General features: G+C 46.2%; 11 protein-coding genes. 3 read left to right on the plus strand and 8 right to left on the minus strand.

All coding sequences use genetic code 11. The annotated features are described in order from the left end of the window. The first annotated feature begins 80 nt into the window (after nt 1–80). Complete coding sequence (locus MWL85_RS01985; protein ID WP_021903242.1) at nt 81–896, plus strand: hypothetical protein; 816 nt, start codon at nt 81–83, stop codon at nt 894–896. Continuing rightward, nucleotides 893–2,251 carry a mechanosensitive ion channel family protein gene (locus MWL85_RS01990; protein WP_018028610.1) on the plus strand — a complete coding sequence of 453 codons (1,359 nt, stop codon included), beginning with the start codon at nt 893–895 and terminating at the stop codon, nt 2,249–2,251. Before MWL85_RS01985 ends, MWL85_RS01990 begins: the two co-directional genes overlap by 4 nt. Nucleotides 2,252–2,381: 130 nt before the next feature. On the opposite strand, the gene MWL85_RS01995 is transcribed toward MWL85_RS01990, so the two are convergent. The 6 genes from MWL85_RS01995 to lepA all read right to left on the minus strand — a co-directional run bounded on the left by MWL85_RS01995 (nt 2,382) and on the right by lepA (nt 11,126). Further along, a complete protein-coding gene (locus MWL85_RS01995) occupies nt 2,382–4,247 on the minus strand; it encodes an ABC-F family ATP-binding cassette domain-containing protein (RefSeq protein ID WP_244401221.1) in 1,866 nt (621 codons plus the stop codon). Then, entirely contained in the window at nt 4,247–5,485 is a 1,239-nt protein-coding gene (locus tag MWL85_RS02000) for a porin (RefSeq protein WP_244401222.1), read from the minus strand. The genes MWL85_RS01995 and MWL85_RS02000 overlap by 1 nt, the downstream gene beginning before the upstream one ends. Nucleotides 5,486–5,501: 16 nt before the next feature. Next, nucleotides 5,502–6,638, minus strand: a complete 1,137-nt coding sequence (locus MWL85_RS02005) for a DNA polymerase III subunit (RefSeq protein WP_244401223.1) — start codon at nt 6,636–6,638, stop codon at nt 5,502–5,504. Nucleotides 6,639–6,653: 15 nt separating this feature from the next. Further along, nucleotides 6,654–7,700, minus strand: coding sequence for a dihydroorotate dehydrogenase-like protein (locus tag MWL85_RS02010; RefSeq protein WP_070706588.1), 1,047 nt, complete (start codon nt 7,698–7,700; stop codon nt 6,654–6,656). A gap of 76 nt (nt 7,701–7,776) precedes the next feature. Further along, nucleotides 7,777–9,327, minus strand: a complete 1,551-nt coding sequence (gene dnaB / locus MWL85_RS02015; protein WP_018028605.1) for a replicative DNA helicase — start codon at nt 9,325–9,327, stop codon at nt 7,777–7,779. A gap of 11 nt (nt 9,328–9,338) precedes the next feature. Further along, complete coding sequence (gene lepA, locus MWL85_RS02020; protein ID WP_244401224.1) at nt 9,339–11,126, minus strand: translation elongation factor 4; 1,788 nt, start codon at nt 11,124–11,126, stop codon at nt 9,339–9,341. Between the two features lie 493 nt (nt 11,127–11,619). On the opposite strand from lepA, the gene MWL85_RS02025 reads away from it, so the two are divergent. After that, nucleotides 11,620–12,990 carry an alpha/beta hydrolase gene (locus tag MWL85_RS02025; protein WP_244401225.1) on the plus strand — a complete coding sequence of 457 codons (1,371 nt, stop codon included), beginning with the start codon at nt 11,620–11,622 and terminating at the stop codon, nt 12,988–12,990. Between the two features lie 242 nt (nt 12,991–13,232). On the opposite strand, the gene MWL85_RS02030 is transcribed toward MWL85_RS02025, so the two are convergent. After that, nucleotides 13,233–15,986 (minus strand): AAA domain-containing protein, encoded by a 2,754-nt coding sequence (locus MWL85_RS02030; RefSeq protein ID WP_244401226.1) that lies wholly within the window; start codon nt 15,984–15,986, stop codon nt 13,233–13,235. Nucleotides 15,987–16,445: 459 nt separating this feature from the next. Further along, nucleotides 16,446–17,660 carry an ISL3 family transposase gene (locus tag MWL85_RS02035; RefSeq protein ID WP_244400646.1) on the minus strand — a complete coding sequence of 405 codons (1,215 nt, stop codon included), beginning with the start codon at nt 17,658–17,660 and terminating at the stop codon, nt 16,446–16,448. Between the last annotated feature and the right edge of the window lie 347 nt (nt 17,661–18,007).

Genomic DNA, 18,007 nt, shown 5'->3' on the forward strand with positions numbered 1-18,007 from the left:
CTGTGAAAGGCAATTACTATTAATTTTGTATATTTGCTATACGTAATTGAGAATGACTTATATATAGGTAAATAATAATTATGGGCAAGATAAATGTAGCAAAACTACTAGGCGTAGGAGCGGGTGTCGCTCTAGGGACCTACTTGGCCCGACAGTATCTCCGTAAATACCAAGCTTTGAAGGGCAATTACTCCCCTCTTATTGATCAGGTACTAGTGATTACTGACGGGATGAAGTCGGAGCGGTGGCTCTTTGACTGGGATGATGAGGAACGATGCAAAATAGCTACTCAACAGTCACTAGATAAGTATGGAGCTATCTTTTCGGAGAATCACCTAACTTTTGAATTCTTGGAGGATTATGTGGAGGTCTGTCGCTATCTCAATGATAATGAGTATCCAGAGGAGATCGTCTCGATCTTCCTTAATAGCTATGATGTGGTAACCTCTATAGTACGACGCTCTAAGAATGGTAAGGAGGAGCGATGGGATGCTACTATCAATGGAGCTGAGCTGTCGCAGCTTACCTCGGGCGATGCTGCTACTAAGATGTATTGGAGTGAGGGCAACCTTGATGGGATCTCCTATGGTGGGGAAACACGTGAAAAGATGACCTATTATAGAGATAAGGAGAACTACCTATTCCCTGATATCAACCTCTTTGTGAAGGGGTTTGGTGAGGAGATGATGTGTAACTATGTAATGGGAACACGAAGCCGACACTTCCTCCGTACAATGTCGGTATCTGGGCCAAACTATCATAGACAGTCACATATCTCCTATCTGCTGGATAGCTTTGACCGGCCTATCCAAATGCTGATAGAGGATACTATTTTGAAAGATGATATTACTACCAATAGCAGTAGAGAATTTGAAATAAGATATAAGAAGTTATGACCGAAACAACTGAAACGATGCTGACGCACCCAGAAACAATTGATGAGGCGATAGTAGAGAAGCTGTACCCGATGAATGATGTGCGGGTGCTACTAGATAAGATTGTGAATGCCATTAATCCAGGGTTGGAGGATGGTACCTTTATGCACGACCTCCTAAGCCTAGGGATTGTCCTTGGTTTTGTAGTCCTGCTGTGGTTCTTACTACGTTTGCTATTTGTTCGCACCGTTCCCCGATTGATGGAGCGCGTTTCTTTCCTCAAAGGGGAGCGCACTATTAATACCAAAATTATTCAGAAGCTGATATCGATTGTCTCCATTTCTATCCTTTCTAGCTTGCTAGTAGTGGTGTGGCAGGAGCCTTCTGTATGGTACAATATTCTGAAGGCTCTCTGTAGTGTAGCAGTGACTTGGATGGTGGCTCAGCTGATAGCCCAGCTTTTGGACGCGGGTCGTCGCAGCATGATTCAGTCACCAAAGTATGGCAATAGTCCCTTTATTAACCTCTTTCAGGTCTTTAAGGGCATCGTCTACTTTATCGCTATATTGCTGATCATCTCAGTGCTCTTTAAGATTGATATGACGGCGATTGGTGCTGGTCTTACTGCTCTTTCTGCTGTACTGATGTTGGTCTTCAAGGATACCATCCTAGGCTTTGTGGCAAGTATTCAGCTCTCTAGCAATGATATGATTCGTGTGGGAGACTGGATCACGGTGCCTAAGTTTGGGGTAGATGGCGATGTGATAGACATTTCACTAGCTACGATCAAGGTGCGAAACTTTGATATGACGGTCTCCACCGTACCACCCTATAGTATGCTTACTGAGGCAGTACAAAATTGGCGACCTATGCAGGAGGCTGGCGGTAGGCGTGTGAAGCGCTCTATCTATGTAGATATGCAGAGCATCAAGTATGCGAGTGACCGACTTATAGAGAAGCTACGTACTTCACCACTGCTTAACGACTATATTGAAACGGCGTTGGCTGAGATTACAGCAGATAATAAAGCTAAGGGACTTGAAAACTCGTATGATCGTCGTTCGCTCACTAATGTGGGCCTTTACCGTAGATACATTGAGCTTTATCTGAAGAATCATGCTAATGTGCATAAGACATTTACCTGTATGGTGCGTCAGCAGCAACCTACGGCCCAAGGATTGCCTTTGGAGCTTTACTTCTTTACCAACACTACTGCGTGGGTAGAGTATGAGGGTATCCAAAGTGATATCTTTGACCACCTTCTAGCAGTGATAAATGTCTTTGAGCTCTCGGTATTCCAGGAGATCAATGGGCGCAATGTCTCTGCCTTGCTTGAAAATACTACGGGTACTCCTAAGGAGATGACTAAGGGGTAACTAATCACTCCCTTATATAATATGAGTGCAGTCCGCCTAGCAATTGCTGGCGGACTGCACTCATATTAACTTAACTATTGCGTTGCTGACCTGTTGATATGTGTATGGAGGGTGGGGAGAATGGCTATATTTACCCTTCGATCTCAGAGAGTTCAAGCCATCGCAGTTCGGCTGAGTCGAGGGTCTCTTTAGTGGTGCTGTATTGCTCGGCCAGCTCTACCAACTCTTGTGGAGTGGAGGTGCCGCTATTCATGGTGGTCTCAATCTCTTGGAGTTGCTTTTCGAGTAGCGGGAGTTGCTCCGTCAGCTGCTCTAACTCTCGTTGCTCCTTGTAGGAGAGCTTCGCCTTTTTCTCTCTCGGAGGTCGCTTAGTGGCCGGCTCTTTTTCTTGCTTTGTGGAGCTTTCTACCTTGGGGCTTTCCTTTTTCTGCAGGCGATAATCGGTGTAATTGCCAGGGAAGTCCCTAACCGTGCCATCCCCCTCTAGCACAAAGAGGTGCTCCGTGATACGATCCATAAAGTAGCGGTCGTGGGAGACTACAAGTAGGCAACCATCAAACTGAACTAGGTACTCTTCCAGCACTTGTAGAGTGGGGATATCAAGGTCGTTGGTTGGCTCATCGAGGACTAGAAAGTTGGGATGCTGCATCAGCACGGTGCAGAGTTGGAGTCTTCGCCGTTCGCCTCCACTAAGGAGCGAGACATAGTCTTGCTGTCGCTTTGGTGGAAATAAGAAGCGATTCAAGAGTTGCATAGCGGTATGTTCGGCTCCGCTTCTACCCACTACGTGCTCCGCAATATCAGTGACCACCTCTATCACCTTCTTGCCTTCGGGAAAGGTGGGAGGAATCTGAGAGAAATAGCCAAAGCGAACCGTCTCACCTACCTCTATGGTGCCCGATGTTGGCTCAATCTCTTGCATAATCAGTCGTATCAAGGTGGTCTTGCCTGCCCCATTTGGACCGATAACACCTACACGATCACGGCGGGCGAAGTTGTAGGAGAAGTCCTTGATAATAGGACGCTCACCATAGCTTTTGCTGATGTGCTCTGCCTCAAATATCTTCTTTCCGATATAGACCGATTGGCTATCGAGCTGAGGCCCTTGGTGGTGCTGAATATGGGTGAGTTGCCCTTTGAGTTCGTGGAAAGCATCTTTGCGATACTTTGCCTTTGTCCCTCGGGCTTGAGGCATTCGGCGCATCCACTCTAGCTCGGTACGGTAGCGATTGCGTAGAGTGGCTTGTTCGCTCTCCAGTTGCTCTAGTCGCTCTGCTCGCTTCTGTAGGTAGAGGGTGTAATTCCCTTCGTAGCTATAGATTTGCCCACCATCCATCTCTATGATGGTGTCGCATACCTGATCGAGGAAGTAGCGGTCGTGTGTCACCATCAAGAGTGCTGCATTGGAGGTGGCTAGGTACTGCTCCAGCCACTCCACGGTGCTAGGGTCGAGGTGGTTGGTTGGCTCATCAAGGATGAAAATATCGGGTTGCCTTAGGAGGACGGAGGCGAGGGCAATCCGCTTGCTTTCCCCTCCCGATAGCCCTTGGGTGCTACGGTGTGGACTGCCTAGATTGAGCTGGGAGAGGAGAGCCTGTAGCTCCTGCTCTATACTCCAGCCATCTAGCTGATCCATCCGTGCTATCGCCCGATTGATTTGGTCGGTATCACCGCCTTCGACCGCTGCCTCGTACTCCACGATCACCTCTCGTAGCTCTGGAGCAATGCCACTCAGGCTGGCGGTGAGGATATCGGGGTAGGTGGTGAAGTCGCTCCGCTGTGGTAGGTAGGCAATCTTGAGGTCTCTCTGGGTGATTACTTCGCCCGAGTCGGAAGGTTCTAGTCCTACCAATATGCGGAGAAGGGTAGTCTTACCCGCACCATTTGGTGCGATAAGACCCACCTTCTGTCCCTTTTCAATTGAGAAGTTGAGCCCTTCAAATAGCTTCAGTACGCCGAAGCTTTTGGAGAGATTGTCTACTTGTAGTATGGCCATTAGAATAGTATGGTCACGCGACCTTGGAACACCATAAAGTCTAGCCCCTTAAAGCTATTCGGGTCGCTAATGGTATAGTTGCTCTTAAAGTCCTTATGATGGTCAATATAATTGGCGAGTAGCGAAAAGCAGAGATGAGAGGTGGTCCAATAATTGGCAAAGGCACCGACACTGTAGCCTGCTAAAGCCTCAATCCCCTCATGATCATTGTAGTAAATACCCGAGCTGCGCACCCCTATCTCAAGTGCCTGCTTGCCATTGTATGGCGAACCAGAGAAGTCGGCCATAGAGGCATTGTATCTGCGAGGATTGCCGAGAACGGTATAGCTCGCACGTACGTTCCACCCTGCATATTGTGGCGTAGCGAGGTCGGAGCTTCTGAAGAAGTTGGTTCCGAGTCCTTCAGCGGTCAATAGGAAATTGCGGTTTTGATAAGCTAGCTCTAGCCCATAATTGAGTTGGCTAGTGGCATTGGAGTGGTAATACCTGATGAAGCGAGCAGTGGAGGCTAGCGTCTCAATGCCTATGGCACCCGACTGATTGAATTCACCATTCAGCATCCGCATCCAATAGATATTGGTGCCAAGTAGAAGCTTTTGATGGCGATTATTGAGTACATTGTAGGTAAAGCGCCCTGCCACACCTACTTCAGGTCGTTTGGGTAGAGAGCTACCAGCATACTCATTGAGGTTGATGGAGTAAGCTCCTATAGCGGAGTAGAGGCGACCTGTATTGTAAAATAGCCCCAAACCCAAGCGGCGAGCCGAAGCCATTGAGAGCCCCATTGGAGTAGCTACATTCATAGCGGTACCCGTTCCGTAGTTTTGGCTCATTGGCCCTGGCACCTTCATCTGCCCCATGCGCAACTTCAGGTTGTCATTGAAGCGATAGTCGAGGAGCATATTGAGGAGGTTGATCTTGTTTTGAGCATAATTGATATGAAACTCAAAGCCCCACCGCTTAGAGAAGTCTCCTGACAGGTTGGTTTGGAGGTTGGTAAAGGAAATATTTGGCCTTATCTCAAATGGTTGGTTGTCCAATGTTGCTTGGGAAGCATCAAATGTTGGTGCAAAGGCAACTCCATCCAGAGTGTAGGTGTTGGACACCTTGAGCTTAAATCCTTTAGTTCCTTTAATGGTGAGCCCTCGTCCGTGATAGGCTACCTTCGTCTTACTTTGAGCCGAAACCCCCATGCTGAAGGCAAGGAGAGCAATGATGAGTAGTGAAATTCTTTTCATAACGTTTTATAAATACTTATTTTTGATATATCCGGGTGAGCGTGAGGAGGAGGTCAAAGAGGACCATCGTCACGTTGCCATTTTGTAGAATCTCTAGCTTAGCGTCAGTCAGTTCGTCCATTACTCTGGTGTATTTCTCCAATGGTAGAGCCATCGAAACCACTTTTGCCTCATCCACTATTTTACTTGGAAGGAAGACCACATCGTCCGAGCCATATCGCAGTGCCAATAACTCTCGTAGCAACTTGGGCAGAGAATCAAGTAGTGCAATCACTTCAGGGCGATCCTTCTTGGCATACTCTTGGGCAGCTGCCAAAAGTGGTTTGGGGTGCCTTTGAAGTGGTAGTTGTAGAAACTGCAATGCCTCCAACTGACCTTTGAATAGCCCATTCCCCTCTTTTAGCTGTAAGGCTTTGTAGAGGTTGCCCTGTGCCAAATGAGCGAGCTCACTTGCTTCATCGTCAGTGGCGGACTCTTTCTGCACTAGGTATTCAATAAGCATAGAATCGGGTATCTTAGGTACCGCTACCTTCTGCAACCGGCTGATGATGGTCGGTAGAAGTCGGTGAGGACTATGCGAAACCATAATGAATACCACTCCCTTTGGCGGTTCTTCGAGGAGCTTCAGTAGCTTATTGGCCGTCTCGGTACGCATCGTCTCGGGTTGCCAAATAAGGATCACCTGATACTGACTCTTAAAAGAGCGGAGCGAGGTGTTGTGAATTAATCGCTCCGCCTCAGCCACCATTATCTGAGGCTGCTTATTGCCAGCATCTAGTTGCTCTCGCCATTCAAGCGTAGTGAACCTGCGGTACTTTCCGATCAACTCCCTAAATGGCTCCAGCATCATCTCCGAGGTAAACTCCTTCCCTTCCTGAGCCTTAATCACTGGGAAAACCAGTGTGATGTCAGGGTGCTGTAGCTCCGCCATCTGCCGGCAGGAGTGGCACTTGCCACAAGGTGCTCCCTCAGGAGTGAGCTCCTCGCATAGGATCTGCTGTGCCAATACCAAGGAGAGCGGAAAGGCCTCTCCTCCCTCTTCCCCCGTCAGAAGTATCGCATGTGGCAATTCACCAGCCTCTATTTGGCTAGCAAAGTGTGCTACTAGATGCTCCTGCCCGAGTAAGTCAGAGGGCTTTGGCACGATTGGCATAGGGAGTACTCTATCTTATAGTTGTGAGTAGTCTGGTCGCCCTAGGTCGGTTATTTGGGTAGGGTTGGCATCCTCGCTCGCGTAGTAGCGCATAAATTGGCTTCTCTGGTACATCGTAGCGTGGTCTACACGAGTGGCTGCTAGCTTACCCTTAAACTCATTGATATGGTGGTATTGCTTACGATCCATCCAGTCGGAAAGGAATTGATTTGCCTCACGGATCACCTCTGCTCCACCCTTATAAAGTGCCGAAGCAAATTGCACCCCGTCAGCTCCTGCAAGGAGTCCCTTCACAAGATCCTCGCCATTTCTTGCCCCATTGGAGAGAGCGATCGAAAGCTCAGGCACTGCCCCACGCACCAGTGCTGCATAGCGAAGCGTATCGGAATAGGAGCCCTCATGGCTCAGCACCGAACCCACCGTGATCTTCTCCTTCTCAATATCAATATCGGGCATGAAGGTGCGATTGAAGAGCACCACCCCATCAGCCCCTGCGAGCTTAAGGTCGCGACAAAGGCGAATGATATTCGTATAGTACTTACTTAGCTTGATGATGATAGGGGTATCCTCCATTTGCTTACGCAGAGAGCGTACCATTTGAATCAGGTCCTCCTCCGAAGCGCCCCAAGGCTGAGCCACCTTGCTCTCAATCCTCATCACATTGCACTCCAGAGCATTGGCACCAGCCTCAATCAGCTCCTGTGCATACTCCACCCAGCTATCCGACTTGTAGGCATTGACACTAGCAATTATCGGCGCTGTAATGCATCGTTTCGCCTCCTTAATAAGGTCGATATGCGTCTTCAGTGCGTGCCCCTTCACATAGTGCTGAAGGTAGTCCATTGCCGTAGAGTCGTGATAACCACCGACACTCTCATCGGTCATCTTAGTTATCTCCTGCTCTATCTGCTCCTCAAAGATTGACTTGAGCACAATGGCTCCTGCCCCTGCCTTCTCCAGCTGTTGTATCTGTCGGATATCCTTAGTAAGTCCCGAGCTAGCTACGATAAAAGGGCTCTTTAGCCTCAGTTTCTGTGCGTATAGTGTGGATAGATCTGCCATAATATTTATTAGTTTTGGTCTTTGGTTTTCTTTCTCTCACAAAGGTAACTATTTTTAGTGATATTCCCGAGAAAAACTAGATGGTGAAGCCTGTATTTGGAGCATCACTAGCTAGAGGGTCTTGTTCCTGGGTCATTGAAGTAGAGGGGTGGTTCATCTTGCTATCAAAAGTAGTGCCATTCTGTGCAAAGTGCATCCCTTGGCTACTTGCAAACTTGATGATAGTATCAATGAAGCGTAGCAATACGGTGTCTACGCGACCATTACGGTGCTTTGCGATGATAAACTCCGCCATCCCCTTCATGCTCCGTCCTTCCTCATCCTCCATAATGCCGTAGTACTCGGGGCGGTGAAGAAAGCAGACCATATCGGCATCCTGCTCTATCGCTCCCGACTCACGGAGGTCGGAGAGCTGAGGTCGCTTTCCCTCCTTAGGCCTATTCTCCACTCCACGATTAAGCTGCGAGAGGGCAATCACCGTGATATTGAGCTCCTTAGCTAATTGCTTCAGCGAGCGCGATACGGTACTCACCTCCTGCTCACGATTGGCATTGCTTTTGATGCCACTAGCCGTCATCAGCTGGAGGTAGTCAATAATCACCACCTTCACGCCATTCTGCCGAACCAATCTACGCGCTTTACTTCGGAGGTCAAATACCGATAGCCCCGCCGTATCATCAATATACAGAGGTGCCTGCTCGAGGGTACCGATTCTCTGCTCTAGAGTGGCCATTTGCTGAGGAGTAAGGTTGCCCCTCTTGATATCATCATTGGGAATCTCCGTATGATTCACCACCAGTCGGTTCGCCAACTGATCCTCGCTCATCTCTAGGCTAAATATTGCCACAGGAGTTTTGTGCTCCACCGCGATATTGCGTGCCATGGAGAGGACAAAAGCGGTCTTTCCCATAGCTGGTCGTGCCGCAATAATTACCAAGTCCGAAGGGTGCCAGCCAAAGGTAATCTCATCGATCTCTGGGAAGCCTGAGGGGACCCCGTGTGCATCGGCAGTTCCCGAGGCGAGGTCATTCATCTTTTGTATAATCTTTGGCACAATATCTCCGATAGGCACCACCTCATTGCTATCAGTCCCTTGGGTGATTTCAAAGAGCTGTTGCTCGGCATCTTGCATGGTGTCGGTGATTGGAATCGTCTCGTCAAAGGCATTGCCGATCACATCATTACCAAAGGAGATGAGGTCGCGCTGTATCTTTTTATCAAATAGCAGGCGAGCGTGAAACTCTAGGTGAGCCGTGCTATTCACTAGCGAAGCCAGCTCCGCTACATAGACCAAGCCATTCGTCACCGAAAGCTTATCCATCAGCTTCAGCTGCTCCACCACGGTCTGTGCATCGATCGGCTTCTCTTCTAGTGCTAGCTGACGTATTGCCTCAAACACATAGCGGTTCTTTGTGTCATAAAAGCAGTCGGGCGTCAAGATCTCCCCTACCAGAGGAAAGGCATCTCGCTCTAGGATAAGGGCACCCAGCACCAGCTGCTCCACCTCAATATTATTGGGAGGGACCCCTTTCCCCAGCTCCTTAGCAATTCCTTTGGTCTTCAGGATCTTGCCCCCCTCCAGATCGCCGTAGTCATACGCGGCAGTTGTGTATTGCTCCACACTCATAGGCACCTCCTTTAGTCTAGTTTCAATACTGCCAAGAAGGCCTTTTGTGGCACCTCCACATTGCCTACCTGCTTCATTCGCTTCTTACCCTCCTTCTGCTTCTCCAGTAGCTTTCGCTTACGCGAAATATCACCACCGTAGCACTTCGCTGTCACATCCTTACGCACCGCCTTTATCGTCTCACGGGCAATGATCTTTGCCCCGATAGCTGCTTGCACAGCGATGTCAAACTGCTGCCGTGGTATCAGCTCCTTCAGCTTTTCACACATCCGCCTACCCATTCCTTGGGCATTATCCACGTGCGTGAGTATCGAGAGGGCATCCACCGACTCCCCATTGAGTAGGATATCCACCTTCACCAATTTAGATTGCTGAAATCCATTCACGTGGTAGTCAAAGGAGGCATACCCACGTGAGACACTCTTCAGACGGTCATAGAAGTCGATCACAATTTCGCCCAAAGGGAGGTCGTAGATCAGCTCCACCCGATTGCCAAAGAGATAATCCTGTCGCACCAGCGTGCCACGCTTGCCTAGGCAAAGGGTCATTATCGGACCAATATAGTCGGTCGTGGTGATCACCGAAGCACGTATCACAGGCTCCTCAATATAGTCAATCTCAGCAATATCTGGCAGACCCGAAGGGTTGTGCACCTCAATATTCTGCCCCTTCTTGGTATGTACGTGATAAGAGACATTGGGCACCGTCGTGATCACACTCATATCATACTCCCTCTCCAGTCGCTCCTGCACAATCTCCATGTGCAACAGCCCTAGGAAACCACAGCGAAAGCCAAAGCCAAGGGCGGCAGAGCTCTCTGGCTGAAAGGTGAGCGAAGCATCATTCAGCTGCAACTTCTCCAGCGATGTGCGGAGGTTTTCAAATTCATCTGTCTCAATCGGATAAACTCCTGCAAAGACCATCGGTTTCACCTCCTCAAAGCCCGCAATCCCCTCCTTAGCTCCTCCCTCCACATGGGTAATGGTATCTCCCACCTTCACCTCGCGAGAGGTCTTAATCCCCGAGATGATATAGCCTACATCGCCCGTCTTGATCTCCTTTCTAGGCACCATATCCAGTCGGAGGATCCCCACCTCATCGGCATCGTACTCCTTGCCGGTAGCTACAAACTTCACATGGTCGCCCGTCTTGATCGAGCCATTCACCACCTTGTAATAGGCAATGATGCCACGGTAAGGGTTAAAGACAGAGTCAAAGATCAAGCATTGCAGAGGCGCCTTTGGATCACCCTTAGGTGGGTCAATACGTTCGATAATCGCTGCCAAAATCTCCTCCACCCCTTCACCCGTCTTGCCACTCGCACGGATAATCTCCTCCTCGTCACACCCCAGTAGATTGACCAGCTCCTCCGTCATCTCCTCAGGCATAGCACTCGGGAGGTCTATCTTATTCAGCACCGGGATAATCGTCAGGTCGTGCTCCATAGCCATATAGAGGTTGGAGATCGTCTGCGCCTGTACCCCTTGCGAAGCATCCACGATCAGCAGAGCCCCCTCGCAGGCAGCAATCGAACGGCTCACCTCATACGAGAAGTCCACGTGCCCCGGAGTATCAATAAGGTTCAGTGTATATTGTTCCCCTTTATAATTATAGTCCATCTGTATCGCATGGCTCTTGATTGTAATACCACGCTCCCGCTCCAAGTCCATGCTGTCCAGCAATTGATCTTGTGCATCCTTGGCCCCCACTGTATTGGTATACTCCAGAAGACGGTCCGCCAAAGTGCTCTTGCCGTGGTCAATATGCGCTATGATACAGAAATTTCGAATATGATTCATATAAATTCTCTTACTAGTATTTACCTACAAAGATAATAAAAAAGAGACGAATCACACTCCACTGTCCCACTGCTACCTAACCATTCCATGGCATTTCACGAGTGACGTATCGTTTCAATCCGTCGCAATGGAAGTAGCAACTCATGCTGACGGACAGACCGATGGACTCGAGTACTCACCATCGCACTAGGAGGCGCTCTATGAATCTCTATGCGAGAGGGAAAAAATCGAGATGCAACTAAGCATTTGCTTTGTTGCATCTCAGCAATTGCTTAGTTGCAACTCGCCGATTGCTTAGTTGCATCTCGGCAAACGATTTTGTATGGCTTTGAATTTCAGTCGGTTGTAAAGGGTCCTTTCTGACCCTATTGTAGCTGGTTTTTTCACTCGTCTTCTTCTAACGCGTAACCTCTGGATATGGTGGTACTACGATGATGGATATCGATTATTCTGTTTATATTTGTTGATAGTTAACTAGTTACATTGTACTATTATGAGATGGACATTATTTTTTACTTTGACGCTTTGGGCTATGACGTGTCATGCCCAAGTGGTCGGTAGTTGGCATGGTGATTTGCGGGTGTCGCCCACTTATGCATTGCCTTTGGTGCTACATGTCTCCGAAACAGCTGAGGGGTATCGGGCGTCATTGGATAGTCCCGACCAAAATGCCGAGGGGATAGTGGTGGATGAGTTTGTTTTTCAGCCCGATTCTCTAATGGTGCGATGGCAGAGTGAGTCGATAGGGGCTAGGTTTCAAGGAACTTTGCAAGGGGATACGATCAATGGACTTTTTGCCCAAAGAGGACTATTCGCTCCGCTTACTCTTGTAAGAGGGGAGTATATAAAGGAGGATGAGAAGCTTCCTTACCATGCGAGTGAGGTGGCGATCCCTTCGGACGAAGTGGTGCTTTCGGGTACGCTTACAGAGCCGATGGAGGGCAGTGCCACCACGGCGATCCTATTGGTGGCTGGTAGTGGACCGAATGACAGAGATAGTAAGATCGGACCTCATAAACCGCTCTTTGACATAGCCGATTACCTTACTCGTGAGGGATATGCCGTACTGAGGTACGATAAGCGAGGGGTGGGGCGCTCTACGGGTGTATTTAATGCCTCGATGCTCTCCGATTTTGAGGTGGATGTGGAGGCCGCTCTCACCTATCTTCATTCGCAAGGGAAGTATCAAAAGGTGGGGGTGATAGGGCATAGCGAAGGAGGCTTACTAGCACAGATGGTGGCTGCTGATTCACCTGAGCTTACTGACTTTATAGTGCTTTTGGCGGCTCCTGGGGTGAATGGTATAGAGACGATTGTCTTTCAGAATCAGGTGATGATGGCGGATCTGATTGAGCCTGATAAATGGGACGCTTTTGGGGAGGTGACGGAGGAGCTATTTGGTAAGATAGCTTACCACTCTACTAGCAGAGCGAGTGATTCACTGCTGATTGCTGAGTACTTTGATAGGGTATTACCACTAGTGAAGGAGGAGCGACGAATAGAGACTGAGCGACTGGTCCAAAGTGAGGAGTACCAACGAAATATGATCGGAGCTATCTCGTCACCATTCTATAAAGGCTTTTTAAGGACTGATCCCTCAATCTATCTCCCGAGAATTACCTGTCCAATCCTAGCCCTCAATGGTAGCAAGGATATGCAGGTGGAGGCGAAACGCAACTTGGCACAGATAAAGAGCCTTGCAACCTCCTCCCCAAGTGTCACCGTAAAAGAGCTTGAGGGACTCAATCACCTCTTTATACCCGCCAATAGTGGGCACCCCAGCGAGTACCTTTTCCTGCCCCCAGGCTTCTCCTCAGAAGCCCTCTCCACCCTCCTCAATTGGCTCCACCAGCAGCACCTCTAACCTCAGTGATAGCTCATTGACGATGGGAGCTGACTGCCCCTCCACCCACCTTCGCAAAATCATTGGAACGGGTCGATCGTTGATAAGCAAGTACCTCTAATATGCGTTATCGTTACACATCTGGTGACTGTTGCATATTTGGAGAATGGCTCTTCGTGCAATATTCTTCAATAATACCCGACTAAAGCAATAAAAACTCAGCCTGCGGAATTGAGGTGAAATCTGATCTTTTAGCTTGTTTGTTACATTCCAGTACTTTGTTGCGATATAGCCTTATTTACCAGATTTTCTTCTAGTTGTTTTTTAATGCTATTTATTGTTATAGTATCTGTTGTAGAAATACGATATAAAGGAAGATCGTACTTGTAGAGAATACTATCTTTAAGTTTGTCTCGCACTTCTTGAACAGAACTTTCCTTGTGAAAGTGCCACCCATCTACCTCAATCACCATCTGTGGCCGCTTGGTGATATTATTATAGATTAGAAAGTCGACATGAGCAAAGGGGCTTTTTGCAAAGGTTTGTTCTTCTTCATTTAGAACTGACCAACTTGAGATTAGTTTTGAAAGAGGATAGTGACATACAACAGATAAATTATGTAAATCTAGCTCTTTCAAGGCTTGTGTTAAAATATTGTACACGAGGTTCTCTGAAAGATATTCTGACACTTTCGGATGGTCTGCCTCATAGGCTAGTCTCTCAGCTGTATATTGTTGGTAGAGAATGTCAAACACCGAATGTAGTTTGCTATCAACTACCTCAAAGTTATTGTACTGAATGTAATCAATAAGTTGATGCAAATTAGTGTCCTCTGGAAAATCGTTACCTGTGCAAACAATACAGAGATGTGTCTTAGCTCGTGAGATGGCCACATTGAGCAAATTAGAGTCATCGGAGAATGCTGATGGGACATTATCTACCATGCTCATAATAATGGTATCGCATTCACGTCCTTGATACTTATGCACTGTGCTTGCAATATCCTGCCCTAGTCTCAGATTGATAGCATCTGCTTGATCACGATATGGAGTGATAATCCCCACACTCCCCTTGTCAGAGTACTTTGGCAACACCTCTTGCACTATGACATCAACTTCTCTTTGATTGAATCGTCCACGTGCATGATTACCTTTTACAGTCCGAACCACCTTTAATACTTCACTTTCGTTAGAATCATTAGTCATAGTAATAAGCTCACCATCGTAGAAACGCTGGTTGCAGAACTCAATAATCTTCGGATGACAACGATAATGCTCTCGTAGCAATGTAGTCGGTGCATCCTTGAATATTTCTGTGCAAGATTGTAAGAAGCTATGTGTCACTTCATTGTAGCAATCAGGCACATTATAACAACTTTGTATTAGATTAAAAGCAATTGCCTCTACTTGACTCACAACATTGGGTAGCTGCTTGTCATCGCCAACGATTACCGCATTTGTTGCACTAGATAAGGCTAAAGCTCCAGTCTTAATATCCACCTGAGAATCTTCGTCCATTATTACATAGTCAAACACATAGTCTGGGCTAATGTTGGAGTTTGACTTATATGTACTGCTCAGTACAATAGGGTACTCTTTTAAGAATGCTTCTGTCCTGCACTTGAAATCTTTATAGGAAAACAACTGTCGATCACCCCCTTTGTAGCGTTGAGCTATTTCATTTTTGAGCAACTGTAGTGATGAGTTAGTCAGTGTTTTCACGCTATTGTGGAGATCTATAGAAGCCAACCTATTGGAGATTTGACTAAGTTCATTTTGGATCTCCGCTTTTCGACTGCTGTAATATACCTTTTGCAAGCTTTCAGTCACTTGAGACATCTCGTTCTTTAAGAAAGAGAACATCTGCACACCAAAGGCAAATGACCATTTCATTCTAAACCAAAGGTTAGGTTTCCTTGATTGCTCTTCCATTAACTGGATAAGCGTGAGTAATTTCATCAGCTTTTTAGAAGGCTTACGATATAACCACTCCGTATTCAATGAGTGAATACCATTTTGCGAATCACTATAGTATTTCTCTGTCATCAAAGCTTGATACTCCGCCTTGAGTTTTGCCTGATTTGTCTGGTCATCAAAGCCCTGTGATACTGTCTTAAGAGACTCCTTAGCTACCTTCTTCATCGTGGATAAATCATTTATCAGCCATCCCTCCATATTAGGATAAAATGGAACTTGTTGGTCAATAAAGGATTTTTTATTTTCTGCATTACCCAACTGGGCAACGATAAAGCCTAGCCCTTCTTTTTCCAGTTTCTCTGCTACATTAGCAACTGCGGAGTTGTTGTTGGAAACGACCAATACACTCTTATCCGCTAAAAGCAAATTAGCAATGATATTAAGAATTGTCTGTGTTTTCCCTGTTCCCGGAGGTCCTTGGATAATACTGACTTGATTAGTCAAAGCAGCCTCTACCGCACTCTTTTGGCTTGCATTACATCCGAAAGGGTAATAGACTTGCTTTGGTAATGAATAAGTTGACAACTTTTTTTTATTCCCTAGGTATTGAGCAAGAGGGACATTGTCTCGCTTTAAGTCTATCAAACTATACCCTTTTGATAGGACATTATTCCCTTCCTCATCACAAAGACCAGTCTCTTCTGCAAGCTTATTGAGATAATCCCATGTCGATCCACCACACTCATTTATAGGTGTACGGGTAATATATACATTCTTACCCTCAAGGCTTTCAGCATAACCATTGGTATAGGTTATACGATAAAAGCTGAGATTATGATCTGAGAATCGAAGTAATTCAGCGATACCAGTAATACGCTTATTATTTATATACAGTCCTTTATTATCTATGTCTACTACCTCTGGTTGTGTTAAGCAGAGTAAGCGAGCTGGATTGTATTGAAAAACACGTGGAGAAGTTATAAATCTAACTGCCCAATAACCATTTTCATTCCTCTTTATAGATGCAACTTGTTCGGTGATAAACTTTTGCCTATCACCCTTTCTTTCCAAATCTACAATCATACACTGCCTTGCATCCATAATAGAAGAATATTGGTCAAATTAAAGAACAAAAAAACTATTGACAACAAAACAATCAATATTAGGTATTCGCTTAAAACTTGGTCAGTTGTACCTAATAATTTTGTTTCTAACTATAGATTATCTTACTTATCTCAGGTTGAACTATAGTGTTCCCCATTTTTAGACAATGGGGTGGCGTTATTACTTCCGCTGTTACAAACGTACTCATTTTCTTTTTCTTTACATAGCCCTAGTTTGACCTCTGAAGTATATTTGGGGTGGTTCTTGGACTTTATGAGGAGTGAAATACTGATTTCATCAGGGTAATTGTTTTTTCAAATTGAAACGATCTCACCAACTTCTATTTTGAGGAAAGTAAGCCGAGTGGTTAAATGGCTAAGTTCGGACGAACCGAAGAGAAAAGAAAAGGAGCGATTGCGAGCTCTTTGTGTTAATACAGATGGATTTATTCGTGGTTCATCCGACATTTCGTGTGATACGGCAGTCATGTAGTGCAAAAAGTCTAAGTTTGAAATAGTCATCATCTCTATATCCGTAAGCATTTCTCTTCATCACTTTAATTTTATTGTTTATACCCTCCACTTTGGCCGTTGATAGCCGTCCATAATACCATGCGAGTATTTCCTTTTTAGCTGTATTGATTGTATTTGCTAATGAGATTAGAGGTTTTGAATCTGTATCTAATGCCATTGAGACCCAGCTGTTTAATCTTTCCTCTGCTTCATTAATGGTTCGTTGATTATATATTTCTCTCAGGTCCTCCTTGAGGTAATAGGCTTGAGAGAGGGGTTCGTTCATTGCGAGTGCTTTCTGGAGCTTCGTTCTCCCTTTCTCATCAATCATCTTTTCCCCGTTGGCAAGTAGGAGGTATCTTGTTCCTTTGATTAGTTTTTTCTTTCCCTCGTCCACCTCTTTTGCCACTAACTCTCTTCGCACTTTATCAAGGGTATCATTCATTAGCTTGATGACATGAAAGTGGTCAAATACGTGTATGGCATCAGGGGTATTCTCACGTACTGATTTAGAGAAGGCTGATGACATATCTGTCGCCACATACTTTATCTGAACGTTCTTCTTCCTTACCCTTTTCCAAAACGTTGTAAGAGCATCCGCCCCCTTTCCATCGCCAACATGAAGGATTCTTCCTGAGATTAGGTCCACTACGATTGTCTTATAAACATGTCCTTTTCGGACAGCGAACTCATCAATACCTATGCACTGCACCCCTTGTAAGGAGGGCTTGCTGTAGTGTCTCTTAAGATAGGTTGTGTGAATATCCTTTACTACATCCCAACTAACACCTAGCCTTTTTGAAACCTCCTGAATAGTCATTGCCCTTAGCAAATCAACCACGTACTTGGCAAAGCGATTAGAGTACGACCTATTGCCTTTAACAAAGCTGACCCTCTCGTAATCATCGTTTCCGCATTCTTTGCATTTGTATCTTTGTACTTTCATGTGCAATATGGTTTTGGTAGAACCAATTGGTAGCGCATGGATATTACGATACCGGTAGCCATTCTTCACGAGAGTGTATTCCCCGCAGCACGGGCACCTCTTTTTTGTTTTAGAATACTCTATATCTAAAACTATTTTGTTAGTTTTGTAGTGTGTAGCAGTACATTTGACTCCAACAAGACCATATACATGTCGTAGAAAACTGGTATCCATTGTGTAATTAAGCGTTTAGTGGATGATTCGCTCAATTATAATGGATTTCCAGTTTTCTTTCAAATTATCAAAGAGAAAAAAGACTCCGTCGCCCATATCTTGCGGATTTCATCCCGCAAGATGATTGGTGTATACAGGCTGACGCAGTAGTCTCAAGGTGATACAGTCACCCCATCACGCAGAATATCGGATGAGGCTTATTCGTTACTACTTGTCTATTGGGTGGTCAATAACATACGAGTACAACTGAAAGCTAAAGGAATCCCATCTACCCATTTAGAAAAATCAAAATTTGTTGTACACAGTAACCCTTGAAAAAATGACAACCATACTAATATCAATTACTT

This window comes from Porphyromonas somerae (assembly GCF_022845615.1).
GTDB lineage: Bacteria > Bacteroidota > Bacteroidia > Bacteroidales > Porphyromonadaceae > Porphyromonas_A > Porphyromonas_A somerae.